Below are 21,126 nucleotides of genomic sequence, written 5' to 3'. Positions count from 1 at the left end.
AATCTTAATTCGACAATTGTGCGTTATGCCTTTGTCGGGCTAAAGCCGCGACCTACATTTTAGTTTCGAGTTTCGAGCTACGAGCTACGAGCTGTGTAGGTCGTTCCTTTAGGGCGACAATTGTTTAGTTCGGCAATTGTGTTGCTTGCTTTGACGGACTAAAGTCCGACCTACATTGTCGGGCTAAAGCCGCGACCTACATTTTAGCTTTGAGCTTTGAGTTTCGAGCTACGAGCTGTGTAGGTCGTCCTTTAGGGCGACAATCTTAATTCGACAATTGTGCGTTATGCCTTTGTCGGGCTAAAGCCGCGACCTACATTTTAGCTTTGAGTTTCGAGTTTCATTTTAGCTACTGTTTTATTGTGATAAAGTTATTTTTGCAAATTTACGTTTGCCAACCTGATAGACAGCAGTTGAACCTTGCTCAATTTGCAATTTATTATCTGTCACCTTCTCACCATCAATTTTAACCGCGCCTTGTTTAATCATGCGCATAGCCTCACTGGTACTGGCTGCTAATCCCGCTTCTTTTAGTAACGAAGCAATACCCACCTCTCCTTCAAGTGCAATCGTTTTTTCTTCGATATCATCTGGGATCGCGTTTTTTTGAAAGCGCTGGATAAAATCCTGATGTGCGCCTTCAGCCGCTGCCTCATCATGAAAACGCGCGATTAACTCTTTTGCCAATTCAATTTTAATATCTCTTGGGTTTTTACCACCCGCGACGGCTTCTTTTAATCCGGCGATTTCGTCAAGCGGACGAAAACTCAACAAATCGAAATAACGCCACATCAAATCATCCGAAATAGACATAATTTTACCAAACATCTCATTTGGTGCGTCTGTGATACCGATATAATTATTTAATGATTTAGACATCTTCTGGACGCCATCTAAACCTTCCAGCAATGGCATCATTAGAACGGTTTGAGGTTTCTGCCCCTCCTCTCTTTGCAATTCGCGTCCCATCAATAAATTAAATTTCTGATCTGTACCGCCCAGTTCAACATCAGCTTGCAAGGCAACTGAGTCCCACCCTTGGACTAACGGATACAAAAATTCATGAATGGCAATTGATTGGCCACCATTGTAGCGCTTTTTAAAATCATCCCGCTCTAGCATACGCGCAACGGTTTGACGCGCTGCCAGTTTAATCATGCCGGCAGCACCTAACTTTTCCATCCAGCTTGAATTAAACTCAATGCGTGTTTTGTCAGGATCTAATATTTTAAACACTTGCTCTTTGTAAGTTTCCGCATTGGCCATAACCTCTTCGCGAGTAAGTGGTTTACGGGTGACATTTTTTCCTGTCGGGTCACCAATTAAGCCGGTAAAGTCACCTATTAAAAAGATAATTTCGTGGCCTAATTGCTGAAAAGCGCGCAGTTTGTTAATTAATACCGTGTGTCCTAAATGCAAATCGGGCGCGGTGGGATCAAAACCGGCTTTAATACGCAACGGTTTGCCAGTTTTTAGCTTTTCAATTAATTCTTCTTCTACAAGGATCTCTTCTGCACCACGTTTAATTTCCGCAAGTGCTGCCTGAACATCGGCCATGCCTATACCTACTTTTATTGAGTTTCTGATTAAAAACGAGCAAAATGCTACCTGTCTTATCGGTTTAGAAACGAAAGTGTAACCAATAAACGACAAAATAGCGTAAAAGGAAGCCATTTTATCGGTCATTTGGTCTAATTTAAAGCTTCTAAACTGGCAAAAATAGTGAATTCATTATATTCTTCGCTTGAATTCTAACTGGGGGTGAAATGTTGATGCGTGGCATTACACGTGTTTGGAGTAATTTTCCAACATTACATAAAGTTTATATAGGTTCTATTAGTCTGGTATTAACAATTCTGATATTGTTGCCTTCCGAAGATGCCAGTGCTTCACGACAAAATGACTCAGCCGACATTCGTCTGCAACCTGGCGTGCGTTACGATTTATCAACCATGCAACAAGCACAAAACAGTCAAGCAAAATCGCCACAAGCCGAGTCTATCGAAACTCAACCACAAACAACAAAAACAGATTTGAAAGACACACCTGAAACGGCCGCTACGCGAGAACATTTGGTTGAAGACGTTTTAGACTGGCGTGATGTTACAGTGCAACGAAATGACAGTCTGGCTAAAATATTTGAGCGCAATGGTTTATCTGCAAAAACACTACTACAAGTCAGTAATAGCGGGCCTGCTGTTGATACACTGGTTCGCAAATTAATGCCAGGGCAAGTGATTCAACTGGGATTTTCAGCTGACAAACTGCAGCAGTTGGTTTATCCCCTGTCTAAAACTGAGTTAATTGAAATTAATTACACCGAACAAGGTTATCAATCACAACAAATAACCAAACCTGTCGATATTCGTCACGGTTTTGCCGCGGCTATTATCAAAAACAGCTTCTGGAATGCAGGTGTACAAGCCGGTTTAAACAATACTCAAATCATGAATCTAGCAAATATCTTCGGCTGGGATATCGACTTTGCATTAGATTTACGTGAAGGTGATAATTTTTCGGTTGTTTATGAAGAATTGCTAGTAGAAGGTGAAGCAGCAGGTTACGGCAATATTTTAGCCGCTGAATTCACCACCCAAGGTGAAACTTTTATTGCCGTACGTCACTCAGACGGCGAATATTACACACCAGAGGGCAATAGCATGCGTAAAGCCTTTTTACGTGCGCCGGTCAATTTTAAGTATATCAGTTCGAGTTTTAATCCAAGAAGGTTACATCCGGTAACGGGTCGTGTTGCACCACACCGAGGTATCGATTACGCGGCCAGAGTCGGCACACCAGTGGTATCCGCTGGCGACGGTAAAGTCATCAAATCGGGTTACAACAGCCTAAACGGTAATTATGTGTTTATTCAGCATGGTAAAGAATACGTAACCAAGTATTTACACCTGCATAAACGTGCCGTGCGCACTGGGCAAAAAGTAAAACAAAATCAAAAAATAGGCACAGTCGGTGCTACCGGTCGAGTTACAGGTCCGCATTTACATTATGAATTTTTAGTGAATGGCGTCCACCGCAATCCAAAAACCGTTCAACTGCCGAAAGCCTTGCCGATAGACCCTGCCGAAAAGACAGCGTTTTTAAGCATAGCTAAGAATATGCTCGGTATGCTGGAAACCAACAAGCGTTTGATTCTGGCGGCAAATTAATGCCTTATTATATTGGTTTGATGTCAGGCACCAGTGCTGATGGCATCGATGCCAGTTTGGTTGGCTTCTCACCAGAGATGCAACCTGCCGAACACTATTTCTTAGAATTTTCAGCTCAATTAAAACAACAAATTGTTTCGCTCTACCAAGCAACAGATAATGAAATAATCCGCACGGGCTTGCTCGCAAATCAGTTAGCACATTTGTACGCAAAAGCAGTTAAGGCGCTGCTTGCAAAAAGCAATATAGATAGCAGCCAGGTAAATGCAATTGGCTGCCACGGACAAACAATCCGCCACTGCGTTGATCTAAGCTCGCCCTTTTCCGTGCAGATTTGCAATTACGCCTTGTTAGCAGAATTAACCGGTATCGATGTCATCGGTGATTTTCGCAGTGCGGATATTGCTGCAGGCGGTCAAGGTGCGCCTTTAGTGCCCGCATTTCATCAACAAATATTACCCCCAGCAAATCAACCTCAAGTATTATTAAACATTGGTGGAATTGCCAACCTAAGTCTATTTGATGAAAACGGAAAATTGCTAGGGGCCTATGATACAGGGCCGGGTAATGCACTGCTGGATGACTGGATAAATCTGCAACAACAAAAAGCATATGACAAAAACGGTGAATGGGCAGCGCAAGGCAGAGTCAGTGAACAACTATTACAAAAACTGCTTAATGATCCTTACTTTGCCAAAGCCCCCCCTAAAAGCACGGGTCGGGAATACTTCAACTTAGCGTGGCTGCAAACAAAATTAGCAAATTTTGATATCGAAGCTGTGGATGTGCAGCGCTCTTTACTGCAATTTACCTGTGTTACTATTGCGCAAGAAATAGCCACTAAAATCAAACATGGTAATGTTTGGGTATGCGGCGGCGGCGCACATAACAAAGCACTGTTAGCGAGCTTACAACAAGCTTTAAGTGATGATTTTACTATCGCCTCTTCAGCTGCGGTTAAAATTGATCCAGACTGGGTAGAATCACAATGTTTCGCCTGGCTAGCCTATTGCTTCAGAGAAAAAATCACAGCCAACCTGCCACAGGTAACTGGCGCGCGTAAAACAAAGGTTTTAGGTTGCTTATACCCTGCTTGATTTGAGCGTAAGTGGTCTGAATTAAGTTTAATGGCGTATCCTTTATAAAGGATAAAAGGAGTGCTCTTATGGCTAAACAATTTAATCTTAAAGAATTTAATGACTGGCTTAACAAACGAAATCCAAATCAGGCTGAATTTGTACAAGCTGTATCGGATCTAGCTAAAGATGTGTTGCACCCCATTCAAGACTCTGCCGACTATCAGCAAGAAAAAGTACTACATAGGCTCACCGAGCCAGATCGAATAATATCTTTTCGGGTCTGTTGGGAAGATGATAACGGCGAGATACAAATTAATCGCGGTTGGCGGGTACAGCACAGTAACTTAATTGGCCCGTATAAAGGTGGGATCCGCTTTCATCCTACGGTCAATGAATCCATCTTAAAATTTTTAGCGTTTGAACAAACCTTTAAAAACGCACTCACCGGTTTTTCAATTGGTGGTGGTAAAGGGGGTGCTGACTTTGATCCCAAAGGTCGTAGCAACAGAGAAATTATGCGATTTTGTCAGGCATATATGAATGAGTTATATCGCCATATCGGTGAAAACACTGACGTACCTGCCGGAGATATCAACGTCGGCAACAGAGAAATTGGTTATCTTTTTGGCCAATACAGACGCTTAGCGAATCATTTTACCGGCGCTTTAACCGGTAAAGATATTGAATTTGGCGGCAGCCATGTACGCACCGAGGCGACAGGTTATGGGTTAATTTATTTTGTTGAACAAGTATTGCAGCAGTGCGACAAAAAAATAACGGAGCAAACAATCTGTATATCTGGCTGTGGCAACGTTGCATTACACGCCGCGCAAAAAGCAATTGAACTTGGCGCAAAAGTCGTTTCTTTGGCGTCCAGCAAAGGGACCTTGCAATCCAAGCAGGGTTTTTCTGCCAAAAATATAGGTGATTTGCTGGCCTCCGAGAAAGATTCAACCAGCAAACTTAAAGAGCTGGCGCGACAAAAAGACAAAACCTGGCTCGCTAAAAAAACGCCGTGGCATATACCCTGCGACATTGCCCTGCCTTGTGCAACACAAAATGAATTGACAAAAAGTGATGCGATAAACTTAAAAGATAATCACTGCTTTTTAATTGCAGAGGGTGCCAATATGCCTTGTACCAACAAAGCGATAGCTGTTTTTGAAGAATACAAGATTCTGCATGTACCGGGCAAAGCCAGCAATGCCGGTGGGGTTGCTTTATCCGGCTTAGAAATGGAGCAAAACGCCAGTTTTTCTAGCATTCCATTTGCTGAATTGGATAACAAACTAAAAAGTATTATGCAAGAAATCCATGCTCAATGTGTCGAATATGGGCAGAAGAATAATGGTTATATCCACTATCGACAAGGCGCCAACCAAGCCGCTTTTCAACGTGTGGCCAGCGCATTGATTGCACAGGGAATTGGCTAGCTAGAGGCTATAATAGATAAATACCGTCTTTTTCAATACGGATAACTTTTTGCTTATATAAACCACCAATTGCTTTTTTAAATGCGCCTTTACTCATCCCCAGAATATCTTTGATGTCATCAGGGTTAGACTTATCATGTAACGGCGCGAAGCCCTTATTATTTTCTAAATAACGTTGAATTTGTTTTGCATACTTATCCAGCGTTTCTTTGCCACCTTGTAAGGTTAAGTCAATTTTGCCATCATCTCGGACTTGCTTAATATAGCCCCTTTTTCGCATCCCAAAAGTCAGCTTTTCGAATACTTCATTCGCATATAGCACACCACGATGTTGATGATTAATTATCGCGTTGTAACCTAAATCAGTTTGATTGAGTATCAATAAATTAACCGCTTCTTTAGTTTTATATTCAGCAGGCGTCTGATCTAAAAACTTATCGACTTTATTTGATGCCGCTATTCGACCGGCTTCATCTAAATACAAATACACCAAATATGAACGCCCGACTTCCATTGGTTGGCGCTGCTCGCTCATCGGCACCAAAACATCTTTGTCTAAGCCAAAATCTAAAAATGCACCATAAGGACTTAAAGCCGAGACTTTTAAACTGGTAAACTCACCAACTTGCGCTTTTACCCGCCGCATTGTCGCTGTTAGCCGATCTTTTGAGTCGCAGTAAATAAAAACATCGACTTTATCGCCCAGCTCTATTTTCTCCGTTGTCCATTTACGCGGCAGAAAAACCTCTCCAAGGTTTTCTGCATCTAACCAAAATCCAATTTCAGCACCTTTTACTACTTCCAGTTGATATCTTTGACCAAGCTGTATCATTGGGTCGCCATAATTCTTGAAATATAATGCAGCTATTCTAACCTATCTATTAGGGTCTGTAGATCTTTTGCAAACAATTTTTGTACTCCAATCATCAATAGCTCCTGATAAGATAGAGAGTATAATCAGTCTCGAATCTATTTAAGTTTGCGCGGCAATATTCTGATTACTAACTACACTTAAATAAAATAGATGGGTTTTAGAATTTAACCGCCTTTGTTCAAAGGGTTTACCTTCTCAATTTGGGCAAAGGCATAAGAATAACTAATATAATCTCCTAATAAGAATATGGATACGAATGTGGTGCAATTGCAACTAGTACGTTTTTTTGGCTGGCTCATAGTGTTTTTAGGTTGCTTAGTCATTTTTGGTTGGCACATGCAACTGGTCGCGCTGGTTCAACTTTTACCCTCACTGGTCCCGATGCAATACAACACCGCTTTAGGGTTTATTTTATTGGGTCTATCGCTACTCATCTCAAACAAATTACTCAAAACCTTTTGTTGCAGCTTTATAGCATTAATCGCAACTTTAACTCTAATTCAATATATAGCGGGCGTCGACTTTTCAATTGACCAGCTGTTTATGCAGCATTATATCACACAGGCTACCTCCCACCCGGGGCGAATGGCCCCAAATACAGCTATTTGCTTTATCCTAATGAGCTTAGTGTTAACTCCGACGCCTGATAAATACAAAAATTTTTACCAAGTTTTCTTAACAAAATTTATATTAGCTGCAGTCACACTATTTCTTAGCTTTGTCGCACTAGCTGGATATTTACTCAATATCAGCGCTGCATTTGGTTGGGGTTACTACACACAAATGGCTTTACATACCAGCATAGGATTTATACTGGGCTCAAGCACTTATCTTCTGACACTGCATAATGGCGAACGCTTTAAAATCACACGTCATATGTTGATCATGGCTATCGCTACACAAGCATTGTGTGCAATGTGCATTATTAGTTGGCAAGCCATACATAAAAAAGAAATGGCCAACGTACAACAGCACACTCAGTCCATTGCTAGACAATTTGAGTCTGATTTAGCTCACAAGTACCAGTATTCCTACAATGCTTTACAGCGCATGGCAAACCGATTGCACTTTACTGACTATATCAATACTGAAAGCTGGCAAAATGATGCTGAAAGCTATTTATTTGACCAACCTTGGTATGAAGGCATTTTACTTTTAGATAAGAATATCAAACGAGTCGCAGAACGCTTTAACGACGATATTATCAGCGATTATATTGATACTCTGTTAGATTTACCTGTGGTAAAACAGGCTTTAAGAAAAGCGAAACTAAACCTCTCTGCAGCGACTTCTAATTGGTTTATTCTGCCGGATGGAAAAGCTTATTTTGTGATTGTCAATCCATACGGGCAGGTATCTTATGACAATTATCTGCTCGCTATCATCTCATTTGAAAAACTGATCTACAAAAATAATCACAATATCAACTGGCAAGATATTCGCCTTTACCTCAGTCAGAAGGAGCAGGTGATATTTCAATTTGCAGTAGATAATAAAGTAGATATCAAACAAATCACAGCAACTGAAATCAAAGTTGAAAATATCATTCCTTTTGGCGGCAATGAATACAATATACAAATTTTACCTACCGCTAACTTAACGGCTCGCTACTTATCAAATATACCCACTACAATTTTAGTTATCATGCTGTTACTCAGTTTCTGTCTATTGCTGACCTACCACACTAGTCACCAGGAACGACATAAAAAACGTTGTTTCGCAACCCTAAATAATCAAATGTCAAGAGTTACAGGTAATGCAGCACTCGGTATTTGGCACTGGAATCTACTAGATGATAGCCTTGAATGGGATGCGAATATGCTGAATATTTATAAAGTCCCAGATACACAAGTAAATCAGGGACTAAGTTATCTTGTTTGGAAAGAATATGTACACGAAGATGACATCGAGCGTGTTGAGACAGCTCTGTTAAAAGCGTTTAACAACAAAGAAGCCTGGCACGATGAATTTAGAATCAAAACAACTGACGGCAGTGTAAAACATATTAAAGCAGACTCTTTTGTCGAATTTAACAAATTTGCCGAACCGATTGCGATTATTGGCAGCAATCTAGACATTACAGAGATAAAACGGGAGCAACTACGCTTAGCAGAAAGCAGACGTAGCACCGAATTAGAATTATCGATAAATCGTGCAATAATTGGCAATATTAGTCACGAATTTAGAACCCAATTAAATAGCATTACCGGCTTTTTACAAATGCAACACAATCAGATAGAAAACGCCGGTAACACGGTCTCGCCGCAAAGTATATTACATTCTGCAAGCAATTTACTGGCAGCCATTGACGACATTACTGACTATATGTCACTCAGCCAAAATCAACTCAAACTTAAATACCAAACTTTTAATTTACAAACAGAAATAGAACGAGTCATTGCAGATATAAAACCTGCGGCTAGCATGAATAATGTCAGGATATCACTCGACTTAACGAAAAAGTGCAACAAGAACTTCATCGGAGATCCAGCTAGAATTTATAAAATTTTCTATAATCTGCTCAACTACAACGCTAAACGATTAGAAAATGCAATCATTGAAATACGAGTAGATGTCCATGCTGATATGACATCCTCCAATCAAATAATTGAATTTGAAATGAGCGATAACGGTGTCGCTTTACCACAGATGGCAATCGAAACCCTATTTCAGCCCAAACAACAGATGGACGCCCGCCACCTTTACGGTTACTCAGGCTTAGGATTAACGCTGGCAGCCAAGCTCGCACGCCGGATGAAAGGCGATATTTCGGTTACCAGCTGCAATCAGTACCCTACCACATTCCACATTAGTTTACCGCTTAAATTAGACACAGACATTTTAAAACCTTCAATAACCGACGCTGGCACCCAAATTGCTCTTGAATTACCCAATTTAAAAGGTAAAACCATCTTAATAGCAGAAGATGAACTGATTAATCAGGCGGTTATTCAAGCATTGATAGAACCATCCAACGCAAACATTATTATGGTAAATAATGGGTTAGAAGTATTGGATAAAATAAAACCAGAACCTGATTTGATTCTTTTAGATATCAGAATGCCACAGATGGATGGACCCAGTACATGCGTGCGTTTGCGTGATATCGGTTATCAAAAACCAATTTTAGCTTTGACGGCCAATGTATTAGAAGAAGATATAGAAAGTTACTTGCAACTGGGTTTTACCGCTCACCTAGCGAAACCGATTATGCTTGATGAGCTATACAAGGTACTGAGCCAGTATTTAATGGATTAGGGCTGTTTTGTCTTAAGACAAAGTAAAACTGGCTTAATGACCCCAAATACCGTTAAAATTAGCGCAATTTTTAAATATATAAAAACAGAGTGACAGAATGGGTAGAAGTTTCGAAAACCGTAAGGCCTCAATGGCAAAAACTCACGGCGCAAAAACTAAAGTTTATTCAAAGTATGGTAAAGAGATTTACGTTGTAGCGAAAAATGGTGGTCCAGACCCAGATGCCAACCTAGCACTGCGCCGTTTAATTGATAAAGCCAAAAAAGATCAAGTGCCATCTCATGTTATAGAAAAAGCGATAGATAAGGCGCAAGGTGGTGCAGGTGAAGATTATGCACCGGCTCGCTACGAAGGGTTTGGCCCAGGTGGCTGCATGGTGATTGTCGACTGCTTAACCGATAATTCAAACCGAACCTTTGCGGATGTGCGAAATTGTTTTACCAAAACTAATTCTAAACTAGGCGCACCGGGTTCTGCCATTCATATGTTTGACCATCAAGCGGTATTTGCTTTTGCTGGGGATGACGAAGATGCAGTATTGGAAGCATTATTAATGGCCGATGCGGATGTCACAGACGTTGAAAGTGAAGACGGTATGATAACTGTTTTAGCCCCACATACAGAATTTTACAAAGTAAAAACCGCGCTGGTTGATAATTTTGACAATCCGAATTTTGAAATTGAAGAAATCACATTTAACCCTCAAACTTACACTGAAATAACAGGTGAAGATGTTGATATGTTTGATAAGTTTGTCAATATGCTCAACGACTGTGATGACGTGCAAGAAATTTATCATAATGCAGAATTTCCAGCTTAGTTAAATTTAGTTAAATCTTCAAAAAAATGAATGGCGTTCAATTCGAGAACCCCATTCATTCTCACCTGTACCTCTCACCAACACTTCCCCCTGCACCTCCTTTGCACCAAAGAAAACGAAAACATAGCACCAAAACAATGCGACCTATAATTATTGCACCAATATAAAACCTCACTGACATTTCAAAAATGTTATAGTTGTTAAAAAAACGCTATCTAGCTATGAGTAAATCTAAAGCGTTATTCAATGCGTGTTTTTAGACGAATTCATTTTATAATTATCTGTCGCACTAAAATAATGCAACACAAAATCACAATGTACTGACAACCCCCTATTTTTATTGCGTTTCTCAAGCCCTTTCTATTACTGATAAAAATCATATTTTATTGGTATTTTAGATACCGAATATAATCAGGCATCGAAGTTGCAAATTCGATTCAATCAAATGTAAGAAAACATCAGTATGGTGGTTGTGGGTTTTCGCGTATTAAACACACCTGATTGAGGAGTACACCTGAGCATGCTATTAAAAAGTAGATTGATGCAGTTAAGCAGACAAGAAAAAAGTTGGTTACCTTGGTTTGGCAGCAATGGAAAGTTGGCGCTCGGTTGGTCTTGTTTTGTAAACAAAAGTACCTATGCCACAGTCGAACAGACATTTGAGGGCATTGCCGCAACTCGAGTGAAGCTGTTACAAAACTGGACAAATAACCAATGGGAGCATCTTCAGTCTATTGCTGCATCCATCAACTTAGATGACAACCGACACAATCAAAGTTTACTGCTTAAAAAGTTAGAAGATGCAATCGACATCAGTGAACTCATGCTGATATCTCCACAAGGCAATGTTCTAGCGACCAGTTATCATTCACGAATTGGCCGCTCTCATAATCAGTTGGCAGCGCTGCAAAAAGGATTGGAAAAACCTTTCCTTCATGGTCCTTACATTGACAAAACAACGCTGGAAATTGGTCCTTCTAGTTCAAAATTTCACGACGAAGTCACTCTAATGTTTTACCTGCCAATAAAAGTTGCAGGCAACGCTGAAGCAGTCTTAGCAGCCAGAGTGCCTAACGATGTATTGGGCGACCTGATTCAGCGTGAGGCTGGCCACATTTACCCTGAATCTGGCGATAACTATTTATTCATGGTCGAGTCTCGTTTTGATACCAGTATTCGTAGTGGTGTTGCGCTGTCTCGCTCTCGTTTTGAAGACAGCACCTTTAGCCATGGTGAGAACTTAAAATCGGGCATTAATACTGGATTTGGTGTTGTTCAGGTTAAACGCCACACTGAATTCGAAATTAGATTTACTGATCCGGCCACCGGTCAATTACACCCGGGCGTGCGTGAAACCATTCGCAACGGTGAAAACCTATATACCATGTATCCAGGGTATTCGGACTATCGACATATTCCTGTTATTGGTAAAGGCGTAACTTTCCAATTACCCGGTTCAGAAGATGTTTGGGGCATGATGTGCGAAGGTGATCTAGAAGAAGTTTATCGTCGCCGATCGATTAATTTAACGCTCAATAAGATCTACCTAATCATGGTCTCAGGGATTGTCGGTTTAAATACCAGTTTACATAGTTTAACTGATTTATCTCTACTTTCAGTTAATAGCATAACGGCCGGCGCAGCCATTTTTAGCTGCTATCTGTTTTCGGCATTAGGCACCAATAAAGTTTCTAATCGTTTAAATGAAATGACATCGGTTATTCGCACAATTGCTGAAGGTGAGGGAAACCTAACACAAAGACTGGATGCCAATCGCATCAAACATGATGAAACAGGTGATATGAGCCGTTGGATCAATAGTTTTATCGATAATCTGGATCGCATTGTTGGTCAAGTCATCTCGGCGTCTATGAATGTAAAACAAACCAACGAAAACATGCTACAGCGTAATGAAGAAGCACATTCAAGTAGTAATCAAGTATACGAATCAATGCAGCACATGCAAAAACTCATTGAAAAACAGCGGGAAGTGATTTTACGTGCGGCTCAAACTGCAGAAGATATGAAGCTAACCATGGCAAATGTGGTGGAAAAAGCAAAACGCGATTATCAAGATGCCAGAGCAGGAACACAAGCCATTAGAGATATTGTAGATAAAACCGCCAACAGCGTGCAGTCAATCGATGCTCGCATGAGCGAAATAGGCAGTATTATTAATGTGATCACTGAAATTACAAATCAAACCAATTTACTTGCGCTTAATGCCGCCATTGAAGCAGCGCGTGCCGGTGAACATGGTCGAGGGTTTTCAGTGGTTGCCGATGAAGTCAGAGGCCTTGCAGGACGCACCGCCGAAGCCGCACAGGACATTCAAACCATGATACAAAGTTTGCAGCAAGAGACACAAGAAGCGGTAAACTTTATGGAAACAGGTGTAAAGGATGTTGACCAAAGTTTAAAACTGACGGAAGCGGCTTCCAGTGAAAACCAAGAGTTACACAATATCGTCGAACAAATGTTCGATACTATTGGTGTTATAGAACAAAACAGTGCGCGTAACGGTGAAACGGCGAGGAATGTCACTGAAGTCACGCATAATATGGCGCATTCAATTTCTGAACTGGCTGTTAGCTCAAACATGGTTGATACCACAGCCAGTAAATTACAACAATTAGTGGGTATATTTGCCGTTAGTGAAAAGCGTTAAAGCGCAAATGAGCTGTGGGCTGGCAAAATCTCAGCGACAAGAACAACTGTCAGACGTTGTGGTGCAGGGACGCACTTATTTGTTACTCATTTTTATCAATTGAATTTAGCACTTGCCAGCAGGGCAAAATCATACTCGAATGATTTTTAACCAAATATAAGCTGCTGCCTGATATCGTCTGACCATGCAGCTTGTTTGAGCTTACCCTTTACACTATCTTTTATCGAGCTTAGACGGGCTAAATTCATAGCAAAACGTCTAAAAGTCGCCATATTTTCAGGGGCATCACCGCGACGAATTCTCGATTCATCTTCTTTGAATGTCATATCCAATACCCAATGTGATGAATTTTCAATTGCCCAGTGGCTTCTTATCGTTTTTGCAATCTGTGGTAAATTAACATCGAGTGAACTGATGTAATATGCCGCCTCTGAGCTTTGATTACGGTTTAAATAACGCACTCTTGTAACTTCTATTACTGAGCGTAAATTTGCCCAACCTTTTCTTTGTTCTAGCCATGATGACACGGGTAATTGAACATATGTACGCTGTTCAATTCGACCATGTCCATCGTTTGTTGTCGAATGCGTATGTGTTGCAATTAACTCTTTATTATCTCTGCGCACTTTATGAAAGTAAGCTTTAATTTCGTCAGATAATTTACTTTGGTTATTTTTAACCTGTAGCACATAATCACCGCCTTTTTTGTCAATTGCTGTCGCTACTTTTTTAAGGCAATGCATTGCATCCGCGGTGATGATATTTCCTTTTATTTCCAGTAATTCAATGAGTTCCATGACTGTGGATACCTCATTCTTCTTCCCCAAGGATTTACATTGAGCTAAAACGAGTCCTTGCTCTACAGCATAAGCTGACACGCTGTGAATTGCCGTTTTTCGGTCACCATCAAATGAATGCCTAAGTGTTTTTCCGTCAAAATTAATAACTGATTGACCTTGGCTAATTCGTATTTCATTTACCCAACTTACAAAGCAAGTTAAGAGTGCTGTTGGTTCTAATGTACTGATTATTCTAGCAATGGTATCGTCAACTGGAATACCATTTTCAAACCGTCTGAATTTACGTAACCAATCTATTTTATTGTCACCAAACTGCTTAATGTCTTTCCAACCTTCTGCTCCTGATAGAATTGCAACAACGGTGAGAAAGATGAAATCAAGTAACTCGTGCTTTTTATTGATATGTGAACGCGTATCTTCAAGTGTTTCAAAATGGTCTATAAATGACATGGCTCTAGCCCAAAAAACTAGATTTGATCATACTTTGAGGCTATTTAGCAACTAAAGTATGATCTTGCCCTGATTTACACAACAAATTTGAAAGTTATTTTTTGCCAAATCTATACCAATTAATGTAACCTGCATCTTGAACACCTTTTGTTGTTTGCTTATTGATGATTTTTGCGAATTTCAATAATGGCGCATTACGACGCCGATTTATACAAAAAGTGTTCATCTCATCATCCATGAGCCGCTCGTATAAGGCTTCCTTGCCTTGCAGAACAACCCCACCTGTAAACTTTTGCTCGAAATTTCACTATACAAAACACGAAATTCATTCGATAATAAAGTGACAGAAACGCCATCTTCTTATCACCTTGCTATGGTTTAATTTGAAAAAAATTACAACGTTATGTTAGAAGACAGCATCGAAATCCATTAGAAAGAGGACGTTGTAACATGATAGATGAATTTTGGAACATCATTGACATGGCTAAAAAAAACTCTGATTCCGTACAACATAGGCCCAAAGAACTCAAAAGAGTTCTACTTCAGCTTCCCCCTAAGAAGATTATCGATTTTAATGAAACATACTGCTTGAAATTAGCAGAGTCGTATCGCTGGGACTTGTGGGGGGCAGCGTATACTATAAGTGGAGGATGCTCAGATGATGGTTTTGATTATTGGTGTGATTTTTTAATTTCAGAAGGCAAGGAAATCTACGAAAATGCACTAAAAAACCCCGATTTTCTGTGTAAAATTGATAATATAGAGAATACTGGACTAGAAGAATATCGCTATGCTATTGCAGATGCATACGAAGAGCTCACTGGACTTACACTCCCAGTGAGCACGGTTAACTTTCCATCCGAACCGTTGGGAAAAGCGTGGAATGAAGAGGATTTACCAAAATTATTTCCAAAGTTAGCTAAAAAATATAACAATTTGTAAGATGGTTCATTTTTTTGTTAGTAAATTAAACAAAACATTCGGATTATCTAGGTTTTCCCATCCCCATTTTATAGCAAGCTTATGTGAGTATTGCTTTTTGCCATTAAAATTTAGTACTGACAATTTGGGTAATGTTTCAAGGGCGGACAGATTCCCATCTTCAATAATTGTTGAGCCTGTAAAAAAAAAGATCTTTAAATTGAACAAGTTTTTAAGGGGAGAAAGACTTTTGATCGAGCGATTATCAGAAATATTCAACCATTCGAGTTCAGACAGTTTACTAACAAAATCAATGTTATTAAGTTTAGCACACCCATTAATTATTAACTTCTTTAACTTAGACAATTCAGCTAATTCGTCAAACCTCTCCAACCTTCGACAGTTCGATAAGTCTAATTCTTCAAGATTTGATAGTTTGCCAATCCCTTCCAGCGACTTAATGTCACTATTATAAATGCCTAGCCTTTTCAAATTTACTAAGTTTGACATTACTGAATAATCATCAAGGCGAATTTCATCCAAATGAAGTTCTTCTAATTGAAAACAATTAAATATACTTGAAGCTCCAGGCCACCAATACAATGAACATGACTTTAAGTTAACAAGGTTACCGAAATTGATCTTTTCATCTGTAACAGCTGTAATATGGACGTCTTCAAGAGATGGCATAGCTTCTATTGAATTAACCCCCATTAACGGTCCTGTCATAATATCAAGCGCTTTCAAATTTCGAATTTCACTTAAAAAAGAACAGTCTTGACGCGTCCAACCACGTGAACAATTTATACTAATAGCATCAATATGTTCTGAATTAACCGTCTCAACAATTGATTCTGGATTCTCATCTCTGATAATAGCTACAGTTCCATTTTCAGGAACTTTAATATTACGAAATGGTATTCTCTGAATTTCAGGTTTCTTCATGTCAACACTCCACATTTATGTGCACCATTTATCTACATCAATCTAACAAACGTATACAATAGACAACTTTTTTCTTTAATATGAATTTCAATTGAGGCCCTTGTTCTGATATGTACACAACTATAGCAACGAAAAATGATTCATGATTTGAGAAAATGCTTATACTAAGAACCTTACCACTTCAACTACAATAAAGATAAAGTGGCATCATTCTTTAAGTATTACCTACCTCAGCTGCAAATATAATTTCTCTAATAATATGGACAGCAAATTTTTCATAATATTTTTCATGAGCAACTTCTATTCTTACCAGATCCCATACCTGTACATATTACAGTTCCAGTGACAACACCTTCCCTTTCCCACTTTTTAGGGGATATTTCATTCCTTTTATTATCTAATGTTTTCTTGGGTACACCAGTATCATTCATAGTATTTTGTTCTGCAACTCGAGCACCTTTTGTATCTCCTTTTTTATAAAACCCTACAATTTCAGCCCCATCTCTATCTCTTCCATCTTTAGCATTTAATGCCCTTTCACCTAAATTATCAGCTCTGCCTATATAGTCACTTACCTGATTCAAGTTTATCGCCAGCAATTTTATATATAACTCCTAACTCTTTTCCAAATCCAGTGATAATATCTACAGCAGCAATCACATCATCTGCAGTGAATTGGCCATCTGCTAACGTCATTGCATTGTCAACAAAACCTTGTATCTCTTTTTTCCTGCTTTTTTAAAGTCCCATCCATTTTTCGCAGCTCGACGTACTACTTTGTAAGCTGATACTCTACTAGTTTAATTTTCCCTGATGGGTCATTGTAGTTAAAGGGATCGCTGCCAACATAAGCATAAAGATTCATCTGATCTTCATAGCCAATTGGGTCAGTCTGCAAAAATCTCCCTATCTGTGGGTAATATACTCTGGCTTTATAGTGGAATAAACCCACTTCTTTTAAATATACTTGCCCTGTATAACCAAATAGCCCTTGGTTGCTGTTATCAGGAACGCCGTACTCGTCATAGTTATTGCTAAATGCTAAACCACCTGTTGAATTACTATGCGCAATAATCGAACCTTGGTGGTTCGCATGTAAAAACTGGCGGTTACTGCTACTGGTACTTGAGCCATTGTAGCTTAGTATAGGCACATCGGCACCAATACCATGTACATAGCGTTGTTGCATTGACCCACTGGTATTGTATTCAGCAATGAGTGCATCACCATCATAAACAAAACGTCTGGTTGTGCCACTGGCACTGTATTCTGACAAACGCCCCATTGGGTTGTATTTAAATGTTGCTAGTACCGAGCCAGAGCTATTTTTAATTTGTGTTAAACGGTTTTCAACATCGTATACATAAGTACGGTTACCATCAGAGGTAAGGTTAGCGTTATCATCATAATTGTAGCTAAGGCCGCCCACTTCTGTGTATTGGTTTAAACCATTTACTTTGTAGTAGTCTTGTACATTGGCTGGTGTATGGTGATAAGCCAAATTGCTAATGTCTAACCGAGTCACTTGGCTTGCTGGGTTAAATGCATAACCAAACGTGACATCATTTGTACTGCCGGATAAATTTTGCGTAAAACCTTGTAAGCGAGCGAGGTCATCAAACTGGTAAGCTGTACTGGTGCCATTGGCTCTGTTTACAGATTCAGGCAATCCGCCCATATCGTATGTGGTATCAACGATATTAATACCATAGTTATCACGGATATATTCAATTCTATCTAGGCCATCGTAATGATAAGTAAAAGTTTTATTATCTGGATAGGTTAGGGTTTCACGGTTACTGTGTTTATCGTAAGAATAACCTAAGGTGAATGAGGTGCCACTGCTATTGTCAATTTCTGAGGTTAATTCACCAAAGCCGTTGTAGTTAGAGGTTACACCAATACCCGTATTAGATGCATAACGCGCCTCGGTTTGTAACCCTCGTAAATCATAGTCGAAATACACATCTAAACTGGTTGTGTTTGGCCAATCTTTTTTAGTAACACGATTGAGTTTATCGTGCTGGTACTGAATAATTTTGCCATCACGCTTTTGCAATAAGGTGCGGTTTTTATTGTTGTCATACTCGTAATATTCATAGTCATTTGGGTTATGAGAACCAACTGACGTTTTACTTGGAAAATATTGGTATGCTAATAAATCTTGGCTATTGTATTCGAGTTTAGTGTAGTTGCCATTCGCATCTGCAACGCCTTCTACTCGATAATTCGCATCGTATTTATTTTCGCGATAAACTTGCTCAAGCTCTGTCCCATAAGCGCGTATTTCTTTAACAACTAAATCTAATGACGCCGTAACATAAGTAAACTTAGTAATGCGGTCTGGCCCTTCTATCCCCTCTAAACCTAAAGTACAAGCATCTAAGTTAGACGTGAACTGTGTTGGGTTCATGCGCACCGCAACACATTCTTTGCGCTCATTGGCATCATAGCTATATTCGGTTAGTGCAACTATTTCACCATCTAGGTTATATTTGCGTGTAGCAATTAACAATCCACTGGTATTGTAATCATACGTTTCTATGCCTTGGGTGAGCTGAAAATCGCCTGAGCCATAATAATTCCAATAATCAGGTGAAATGGTTTCACTTTTCCACACAGTAAGGAAGCCCCTTTCAACTTTGGCAAGCAGTCCTTCACTGTTATAGGTATTGCGTATTGCAGGGTAAACCCCATTTTCTTGTGGCGAAATAACCCCTGTTACTTGACCCATTAAGTTGTAACGTTTAGCGGTTTTAAAACTGGCCGCTTGCTGCACGGCAAATACATTGGCACTAAAGAGCAATAAGCATATTGCTGCTATTATTTTTTGTGAGATTGTTTTTAACTTGTTGTCCATCATTAACATCCTTAGTTGCAACTACCTTTAGCCGTGGTTTCGCCAATTTGGTTTCCGAGCTTGTCGTATTCATAACAAGTTGTTCTGGTTTGATTTTCTTGTTGCGACCAAACCGACACACTGGTTAAAAACAAATTGTTATGCTCATATTTGTAGGTGGTGACAACTTCATCATTGCCACTGCAGCTGTTATTGACATACGCACTGTTAATACAAAAACTTTCTTTATGAAGTAAACGCAGCGGGGTTGATGCTGTTTGCAATGCACCACTGCTGTTTTTTACCTTGGCATAATAGTCTTGGTATTGGTAGCGCGTTTGTGGCGAGATACCATGTTTGTCTTGTGGATGAGTTATTTTGGTGACTTGACCAGATGGGTCATTGTATTCGTAATAGGTTGTATTGCCGTTGGCATCTGTCACTGTGGTGGCTTTGTTACAGGTTTTGCGGGTTGAGTCTGTGCAGCTCGCTAGATAAACAGCGGTTTGGGTGATGACATTATTTTCTTTGATGGTTTCAACATTACCCCTGCCGTCGTAAGTAAAGTGAATGGTGCCTTTACCGACTTTTTTTGTCATATATTGAATGCGGCCACTATATGACCAGCCATAATAAATATCATATTCAGGTACAAAGTGCCAAATGGGTGCGCCATGGTAATCACTCATTCGACTTCCCATGCTTGGTCGACCACCTACTATACTATGTTCTGGTGTCCCTTTATAATTAGCACTTGAATATCCATACCCCCAAGTTTTACTTCCTACCGTAGCACTCTTTAATGAGGCATCCTGAGAAAAATACTTACCTATACCATAAGCTGAAGGTTCAAATTCAACAATATTTGCATAGTCGTATTCAATAGAAGGCGCTTTATCGTCAGCAAATTTAATTTTATGAATTCTTGCATATATCGGCCAAGCAAATTGATAGTTACCATTGGCATCTTTTGCATCATAGCGCTCATACGGCTTGTGGTGAAATTCGGTTATACGCCCTGCCGCATCTTTAATTTTAAATACAGAGTCTGCTAGTGCCATAGCTCTTGGCATGCCATTTGGCCAAATATGCTCTGCTCTTGGCCAAGTTTGGCTAAAACTGCAACTGGCTGAAGAGTGCGCACAATATTCTTCTGCATTATTAAGCGCATAAATATATTGTGGATTATAATTATCCCAGTACGGGTCTACCTTCGGATTCTGAATTTCTGGGTTATCTGCCACATCTAATGTCGTTGAAGTGGCATTGTTATAAGCATATTTAAGCTGAAAACCTGTATTGGTTTGAATGCTGTAAATTCGGTCTTCTTGTCGATTTAAATCTATAGTAAAACCATTCGGATAGATAATTTTCGTTAATGGATAATCATCATAAATCAATTGAGTACCATCGGGACGAGTTAATTTCCAATATTCAGACGTTTTTTCCAATTTGTAGCGTGGGTCACGTATGGCGTTATACGGTGGGTCGTAATAAAACTCTACCGTTTCTTTATCTGTAACCACAGTTATTTTTTTAACCCAACCGCTCGAAGTAGACCCTTCTTTATGTAAATACTCATTCCAAGTTATAATGCGGGCAAATTTATATTGGTCAGGTGCACCTATATTTATCAAACCAAAAGATTCACCATCATAACCAAAGGTACTGACAGTTGGTGTGACGGTATGGGTTAAACCATATTTGCCACCAATAGACACATCAGTAACTGATGGTGATACTTGTTTACTGGTCATGTTGACGTGATTTTTATCCATCAACGAAAATGGTGGATGATGCAGCTCTGTTGCTTGGCTAGAAAAAGCCACAGTTAATAATAATAAAATTTGTTTAGTTATTTTCACAATTAAT

General features: G+C 39.6%; 16 protein-coding genes. 7 read left to right on the top strand and 9 right to left on the bottom strand.

The window, feature by feature from the left end:
* Positions 1-357 precede the first annotated feature (357 nt).
* The gene (tyrS, locus tag FNT16_RS10255) at positions 358-1,557 is read right to left on the bottom strand and encodes a tyrosine--tRNA ligase (RefSeq protein WP_143871498.1); all 1,200 of its coding nucleotides are present in this window, start codon (positions 1,555-1,557) and stop codon (positions 358-360) included.
* Between the two features lie 215 nt (positions 1,558-1,772).
* Between tyrS and FNT16_RS10250 the strand changes: the two genes are divergently transcribed.
* The 3 genes from FNT16_RS10250 to gdhA all read left to right on the top strand — a co-directional run bounded on the left by FNT16_RS10250 (position 1,773) and on the right by gdhA (position 5,679).
* Positions 1,773-3,167 carry a peptidoglycan DD-metalloendopeptidase family protein gene (locus FNT16_RS10250; RefSeq protein ID WP_143872942.1) on the top strand — a complete coding sequence of 465 codons (1,395 nt, stop codon included), beginning with the start codon at positions 1,773-1,775 and terminating at the stop codon, positions 3,165-3,167.
* Positions 3,167-4,264 (top strand): anhydro-N-acetylmuramic acid kinase, encoded by a 1,098-nt coding sequence (locus FNT16_RS10245; RefSeq protein ID WP_143871497.1) that lies wholly within the window; start codon positions 3,167-3,169, stop codon positions 4,262-4,264. Before FNT16_RS10250 ends, FNT16_RS10245 begins: the two co-directional genes overlap by 1 nt.
* Positions 4,265-4,332: 68 nt before the next feature.
* Positions 4,333-5,679: an NADP-specific glutamate dehydrogenase gene (gene gdhA, locus FNT16_RS10240; RefSeq protein WP_143871496.1), complete on the top strand. Its 1,347-nt coding sequence runs from the start codon at positions 4,333-4,335 to the stop codon at positions 5,677-5,679.
* Between the two features lie 7 nt (positions 5,680-5,686).
* Here the strand turns inward: gdhA and FNT16_RS10235 are convergent, their stop codons facing one another.
* On the bottom strand, positions 5,687-6,511 hold the full coding sequence (locus FNT16_RS10235) for a CvfB family protein (RefSeq protein WP_143871495.1): 825 nt from the start codon (positions 6,509-6,511) through the stop codon (positions 5,687-5,689).
* A gap of 300 nt (positions 6,512-6,811) precedes the next feature.
* On the opposite strand from FNT16_RS10235, the gene FNT16_RS10230 reads away from it, so the two are divergent.
* The 3 genes from FNT16_RS10230 (at position 6,812) to FNT16_RS10220 (ending at position 13,299) form a co-directional block, all read left to right on the top strand.
* Positions 6,812-9,811: a hybrid sensor histidine kinase/response regulator gene (locus FNT16_RS10230; protein ID WP_185976570.1), complete on the top strand. Its 3,000-nt coding sequence runs from the start codon at positions 6,812-6,814 to the stop codon at positions 9,809-9,811.
* A 97-nt stretch (positions 9,812-9,908) separates the two neighbouring features.
* Positions 9,909-10,631 (top strand): YebC/PmpR family DNA-binding transcriptional regulator, encoded by a 723-nt coding sequence (locus FNT16_RS10225; protein ID WP_143871493.1) that lies wholly within the window; start codon positions 9,909-9,911, stop codon positions 10,629-10,631.
* 520 nt (positions 10,632-11,151) lie between these two features.
* Entirely contained in the window at positions 11,152-13,299 is a 2,148-nt protein-coding gene (locus FNT16_RS10220; protein ID WP_143871492.1) for a methyl-accepting chemotaxis protein, read from the top strand.
* A 146-nt stretch (positions 13,300-13,445) separates the two neighbouring features.
* Here FNT16_RS10220 and FNT16_RS10215 read toward each other — a convergent pair whose 3' ends face one another.
* Complete coding sequence (locus tag FNT16_RS10215; protein WP_143871491.1) at positions 13,446-14,549, bottom strand: ISAs1 family transposase; 1,104 nt, start codon at positions 14,547-14,549, stop codon at positions 13,446-13,448.
* 94 nt (positions 14,550-14,643) lie between these two features.
* Complete coding sequence (locus tag FNT16_RS20370; protein WP_185976569.1) at positions 14,644-14,787, bottom strand: hypothetical protein; 144 nt, start codon at positions 14,785-14,787, stop codon at positions 14,644-14,646.
* A gap of 212 nt (positions 14,788-14,999) precedes the next feature.
* On the opposite strand from FNT16_RS20370, the gene FNT16_RS10210 reads away from it, so the two are divergent.
* The gene (locus FNT16_RS10210; protein ID WP_143871490.1) at positions 15,000-15,491 is read left to right on the top strand and encodes a DUF4240 domain-containing protein; all 492 of its coding nucleotides are present in this window, start codon (positions 15,000-15,002) and stop codon (positions 15,489-15,491) included.
* 6 nt (positions 15,492-15,497) lie between these two features.
* On the opposite strand, the gene FNT16_RS10205 is transcribed toward FNT16_RS10210, so the two are convergent.
* The 5 genes from FNT16_RS10205 to FNT16_RS10190 all read right to left on the bottom strand — a co-directional run bounded on the left by FNT16_RS10205 (position 15,498) and on the right by FNT16_RS10190 (position 21,119).
* A complete protein-coding gene (locus FNT16_RS10205) occupies positions 15,498-16,415 on the bottom strand; it encodes a leucine-rich repeat domain-containing protein (protein WP_143871489.1) in 918 nt (305 codons plus the stop codon).
* Positions 16,416-16,702: 287 nt separating this feature from the next.
* Positions 16,703-16,999, bottom strand: coding sequence for a hypothetical protein (locus tag FNT16_RS10200; RefSeq protein ID WP_143871488.1), 297 nt, complete (start codon positions 16,997-16,999; stop codon positions 16,703-16,705).
* Positions 16,983-17,111 carry a hypothetical protein gene (locus tag FNT16_RS21005; protein WP_281281848.1) on the bottom strand — a complete coding sequence of 43 codons (129 nt, stop codon included), beginning with the start codon at positions 17,109-17,111 and terminating at the stop codon, positions 16,983-16,985. The genes FNT16_RS10200 and FNT16_RS21005 overlap by 17 nt, the downstream gene beginning before the upstream one ends.
* A 76-nt stretch (positions 17,112-17,187) precedes the next feature.
* Positions 17,188-19,278 (bottom strand): RHS repeat domain-containing protein, encoded by a 2,091-nt coding sequence (locus tag FNT16_RS10195; RefSeq protein ID WP_185976568.1) that lies wholly within the window; start codon positions 19,276-19,278, stop codon positions 17,188-17,190.
* 8 nt (positions 19,279-19,286) lie between these two features.
* Positions 19,287-21,119: an RHS repeat domain-containing protein gene (locus tag FNT16_RS10190; RefSeq protein ID WP_143871486.1), complete on the bottom strand. Its 1,833-nt coding sequence runs from the start codon at positions 21,117-21,119 to the stop codon at positions 19,287-19,289.
* Positions 21,120-21,126 lie beyond the last annotated feature (7 nt).

This window comes from Catenovulum sediminis (assembly GCF_007289895.1).
GTDB classification, from domain to species: Bacteria; Pseudomonadota; Gammaproteobacteria; order Enterobacterales; family Alteromonadaceae; genus Catenovulum; species Catenovulum sediminis.
This window is presented reverse-complemented; position numbering and strand designations above follow the sequence as displayed.

Excerpts from the sequence above, each read along its gene's own strand:
- FNT16_RS10220 (WP_143871492.1), top strand. The coding sequence starts at position 11,152 with ATGCTATTAAAAAGTAGATTGATGCAGTTAAGCAGACAAGAAAAAAGT.
- gdhA (WP_143871496.1), top strand. The coding sequence starts at position 4,333 with ATGGCTAAACAATTTAATCTTAAAGAATTTAATGACTGGCTTAACAAA.
- FNT16_RS10250 (WP_143872942.1), top strand. The coding sequence starts at position 1,773 with ATGCGTGGCATTACACGTGTTTGGAGTAATTTTCCAACATTACATAAA.
- FNT16_RS10235 (WP_143871495.1), bottom strand. The coding sequence starts at position 6,511 with ATGATACAGCTTGGTCAAAGATATCAACTGGAAGTAGTAAAAGGTGCT.
- tyrS (WP_143871498.1), bottom strand. The coding sequence starts at position 1,557 with ATGGCCGATGTTCAGGCAGCACTTGCGGAAATTAAACGTGGTGCAGAA.
- FNT16_RS10225 (WP_143871493.1), top strand. The coding sequence starts at position 9,909 with ATGGGTAGAAGTTTCGAAAACCGTAAGGCCTCAATGGCAAAAACTCAC.
- FNT16_RS21005 (WP_281281848.1), bottom strand. The coding sequence starts at position 17,111 with ATGACGTTAGCAGATGGCCAATTCACTGCAGATGATGTGATTGCTGCT.
- FNT16_RS10215 (WP_143871491.1), bottom strand. The coding sequence starts at position 14,549 with ATGTCATTTATAGACCATTTTGAAACACTTGAAGATACGCGTTCACAT.
- FNT16_RS10245 (WP_143871497.1), top strand. The coding sequence starts at position 3,167 with ATGCCTTATTATATTGGTTTGATGTCAGGCACCAGTGCTGATGGCATC.
- FNT16_RS10195 (WP_185976568.1), bottom strand. The coding sequence starts at position 19,278 with ATGATGGACAACAAGTTAAAAACAATCTCACAAAAAATAATAGCAGCA.
- FNT16_RS10210 (WP_143871490.1), top strand. The coding sequence starts at position 15,000 with ATGATAGATGAATTTTGGAACATCATTGACATGGCTAAAAAAAACTCT.
- FNT16_RS10205 (WP_143871489.1), bottom strand. The coding sequence starts at position 16,415 with ATGAAGAAACCTGAAATTCAGAGAATACCATTTCGTAATATTAAAGTT.
- FNT16_RS20370 (WP_185976569.1), bottom strand. The coding sequence starts at position 14,787 with ATGGATGATGAGATGAACACTTTTTGTATAAATCGGCGTCGTAATGCG.